Consider the following 3,024-nt stretch of genomic DNA (forward strand, 5'->3'; position numbering starts at 1 on the left):
CGGTTTACCGACAAACATCTTGGCCGGCGCATTGACTCATCAGAACTGCAACCCGTGCTGACCTGTTGCCTCACGTAGTTTGCTACCAGTCGGATTTTCGCGCAGCAATGGGCAACGAGTCGGGGGCATGGGTGGACGCGGAATTTGAGAGTCTGGATCTTGGTGATCCGCGGCGGGATCGGCGCGCCAAGGAATTGCTCAAGCGGTTTGCGGCTCTGCCTACGGCGAGCATTCCCGGCGCATGCGATGACTGGTCGCAAACCATTGGGGGCGTATCGGATCGGCAATGAGCAGATCGATCGTGAAGTGTAGTAATCGTGGGTCTTCCACACTTTGTGTGACCAGGGCGCACTGGCGTGGAGGATGTTGTAGCGTGGAACGACGGTCGTCTCCACCGCCCACCACCATTCTTCTTGTTGACGAACGTCGTGAAGTGTAGTAACAGTAGTACATTTACGTAGTAATGTTGCTCCGCGCTGCGGGAAGCGCCCATTTCTTCTCTCACGACTAAGAATCGTCACTGCAGCAGTTCAGGCAGCAACGCGACAACTTGTCGGTCGGCCTTCATCGCAACAACGATCTGGCGGCTTTGCCGTTCGACGCACCCTACCCTTTTCGCCAGCTTCGTGAGGATCTCACGCGAATGCTCATGCTGTTCAACAACGTCAAAGCCGCTGAGCCAACGCACCACTCCGGTAAGCGGATGCAGAGGTTTGCACCAAAGAGCGTTGGGATGCCGACAGCCGTTCCAGTGCATCGCCGCGAGCAGCCACGCCACAGCGTTGACCTGAGCGGCCGCCACCTTGATGTTGGGCTTGTTCGGATCGAAACGTCGAACGGCGCGACGGATCATTATCCGTTGGCGACCCGGCACCTTTGCCCAGGCCAGGCGCAGCAATAATCTCGTCAAATGCTCGCTGTCGTGTAGCAACGCACTCGAGTCGCGCCCGGCCATCGCCTCGCAAGTCCAGCCGCTCGAGGCACGGGTCTGATAGCGCCCGCTGTCGGTGATAAACGCTCGGCGGCCCGGAATCCGGCGCCAATAGCGGATGAGTTTATCGCGCTTGCTCGTTGGCGGTGGAAATGCCTCGCGTTCGCGCGGGATCGGCACATACTCGGGGTCGGGCTCAGACAGCTCCAACACAAGGATAGGCAAGACCATGGCCTATACCTCCTGTCGTACTCTCCGACGTACCCTGACTCTCACACTGCTCTGGGCCTCCGCTTGCCGTTGGGCGGCCCAACGCCTTGAAATGTTAGGTCTGCTTGGCGGAGTAACATTTGCTACTGCGCATCGCTTCCGGATTTCGACGCAGAGCTCGAGAAGCGGATGTGTGAGATGACGCTGTCGCGGCAGCCAATCGGTAAGCACCTCACTCACGATTTTCTCGACCGTGGCTGCTAGGCGCAGATCTCCGGCCTTGGGACCTGGGTTATGCGGTATCAACGCGCTCGCTACAGGATCCGCGAGGAAGCGCCGCCGCAAGCGATAGATCGTAGACCTATGGACTCCCAGCAACTCGCCAGCCTTCTTGGCTCGCTCACGCGAGAGGGGCCCCGTCCCCAGCGGATGTAAGACCCTCACAATCGCCCGTTCGCGCTCCGTTGCATTCGTGTCCGCCAAGTTCAATACCGTGGTCTTACCCTCCCGAGACGATTTGCTGAGCGGAGGTTGGACTCTCGCATTGCTCGCCGCCTCTGCCTTCCGATGGGCGGCCCAGCGTCGCGAAATGGTAGCTTTGCTTGGCGGACAAACACTCGCCGCCGCGCATCGCTTCCGAACCTCGACGCAGAGCTCAAGAAGCGGATGTGCGAAATGAGGCTGTCGCGGCAGCCAATCGGTAAGCACCTCACTCACGATTCTCTCAACCGTCGCTGCCAAAAAAAGTTCTCCCGCCTTGGGACCCGAGCTATGCGGTATCAACGCGCTCGCTACAGGATTCGCGAGGAAGCGCCGCCGCAAGCGATACACAGAAGAACAATGGAGCCCAAGCAATTCCCCAGCCTTCGTAGCTCGCTCACGCGAGAGGGGACCAATCCCCAGCGGACGTAAGATCCTCGCAATCGCCCGTTCTCGCTCCGTGACAGTTCTCAACGCCATGTTCAAGTCCGCGGGCTTACGCACCCGAGGCGATCGATTGAGCGGAGCAACCGGCTTGGCGGAATCAATAGACGGGCGCGGTATCCACACTTTCGCTGGAGCTGGCTCGGTCAGGTCCGGCACAAGGATTGGCAAGACCATGTCCTATACCTCCGGTTGGACGGTCTGTTGCGCGGCAACGTACCCGGACTCCCGCACGGCTCGCTCCCAATGCGCCGAATCCAAGACCAATCCTGCACTGTCCCACTGGGGCCCGTTCAGTAGCACCGACTCAACGGCACGGGTGAAGTAGTCCATATGCAGTTCAACCGGTCCAGCCAGTTGCGCGACCGTATGGGCGTTCAGGAAGCCATTCCACAGCGCCGCGGCCGATTGCTCCAGTCTTAAGCCGGCGGCGTACGCGTCGGGATAGAAAAAGGCCGTGAAGGTGCTCCCGGTGTCCTCTGGATATCGAGTCATATCGTAACTAGCCAGGCAGGTTGCTGCTTCAACGGCGCCTGTAACGCCTCTGAAGTGCATTTGCTCGATCATGAAGCGAGCGACGATCTGCTCGTCACCGGAGAGCTGATATTGCGCTTTCTGCTCCATTAACTGCGGCTGCCCTACCAGAAAGGTGATCAGGCGCACGCCGTGGTGGGCGAGCTGATCATGGACGTCGCGCAGCCATTCCAGTGCATGCTTGGACAGTCGCTGCGCTTCGTCGCAAAAGAGCACCACAATGTGACCCGAGCGCATTTGAAGTTGCTCGTTAATCCGACGCATCAAAGCGAAGCGCTTGTCGGCAATGAACCTGGGCTGAGGGTCCCTGATACCAGCTGTTGCAGATCGTTATTTCGGCTAATGGCGACCTCTAATTACGCAAATGTGGGTGCCAGCTAGGATAGATGAAGGAAAAACGCTCTTCTCCTGGCGATGCTCGCGAG

At 59.0% G+C, this 3,024-nt stretch carries 3 protein-coding genes; 1 reads left to right on the plus strand and 2 read right to left on the minus strand.

The features are described 5' to 3' along the window. The first annotated feature begins 107 nt into the window (after positions 1–107). Positions 108–290: an IS4/Tn5 family transposase DNA-binding protein gene (locus ACYP5B_RS53990; RefSeq protein WP_459575734.1), complete on the plus strand. Its 183-nt coding sequence runs from the start codon at positions 108–110 to the stop codon at positions 288–290. Positions 291–517: 227 nt separating this feature from the next. Here the strand turns inward: ACYP5B_RS53990 and ACYP5B_RS53995 are convergent, their stop codons facing one another. Together ACYP5B_RS53995 and ACYP5B_RS54000 are read right to left on the minus strand one after the other, a co-directional pair. Further along, positions 518–1,162: a hypothetical protein gene (locus tag ACYP5B_RS53995; RefSeq protein WP_459575736.1), complete on the minus strand. Its 645-nt coding sequence runs from the start codon at positions 1,160–1,162 to the stop codon at positions 518–520. Between the two features lie 1,083 nt (positions 1,163–2,245). Continuing rightward, positions 2,246–2,863 carry an AAA family ATPase gene (locus tag ACYP5B_RS54000; protein WP_459575738.1) on the minus strand — a complete coding sequence of 206 codons (618 nt, stop codon included), beginning with the start codon at positions 2,861–2,863 and terminating at the stop codon, positions 2,246–2,248. Positions 2,864–3,024 lie beyond the last annotated feature (161 nt).

Source organism: Cupriavidus sp. 8B, assembly GCF_054589115.1.

Bases quoted from the DNA above. Each gene is read 5' to 3' on its own strand.
- ACYP5B_RS53990 (WP_459575734.1), top strand. From the start codon at position 108: ATGGGCAACGAGTCGGGGGCATGGGTGGACGCGGAATTTGAGAGTCTG.
- ACYP5B_RS54000 (WP_459575738.1), bottom strand. From the start codon at position 2,863: ATGCGTCGGATTAACGAGCAACTTCAAATGCGCTCGGGTCACATTGTG.
- ACYP5B_RS53995 (WP_459575736.1), bottom strand. From the start codon at position 1,162: ATGGTCTTGCCTATCCTTGTGTTGGAGCTGTCTGAGCCCGACCCCGAG.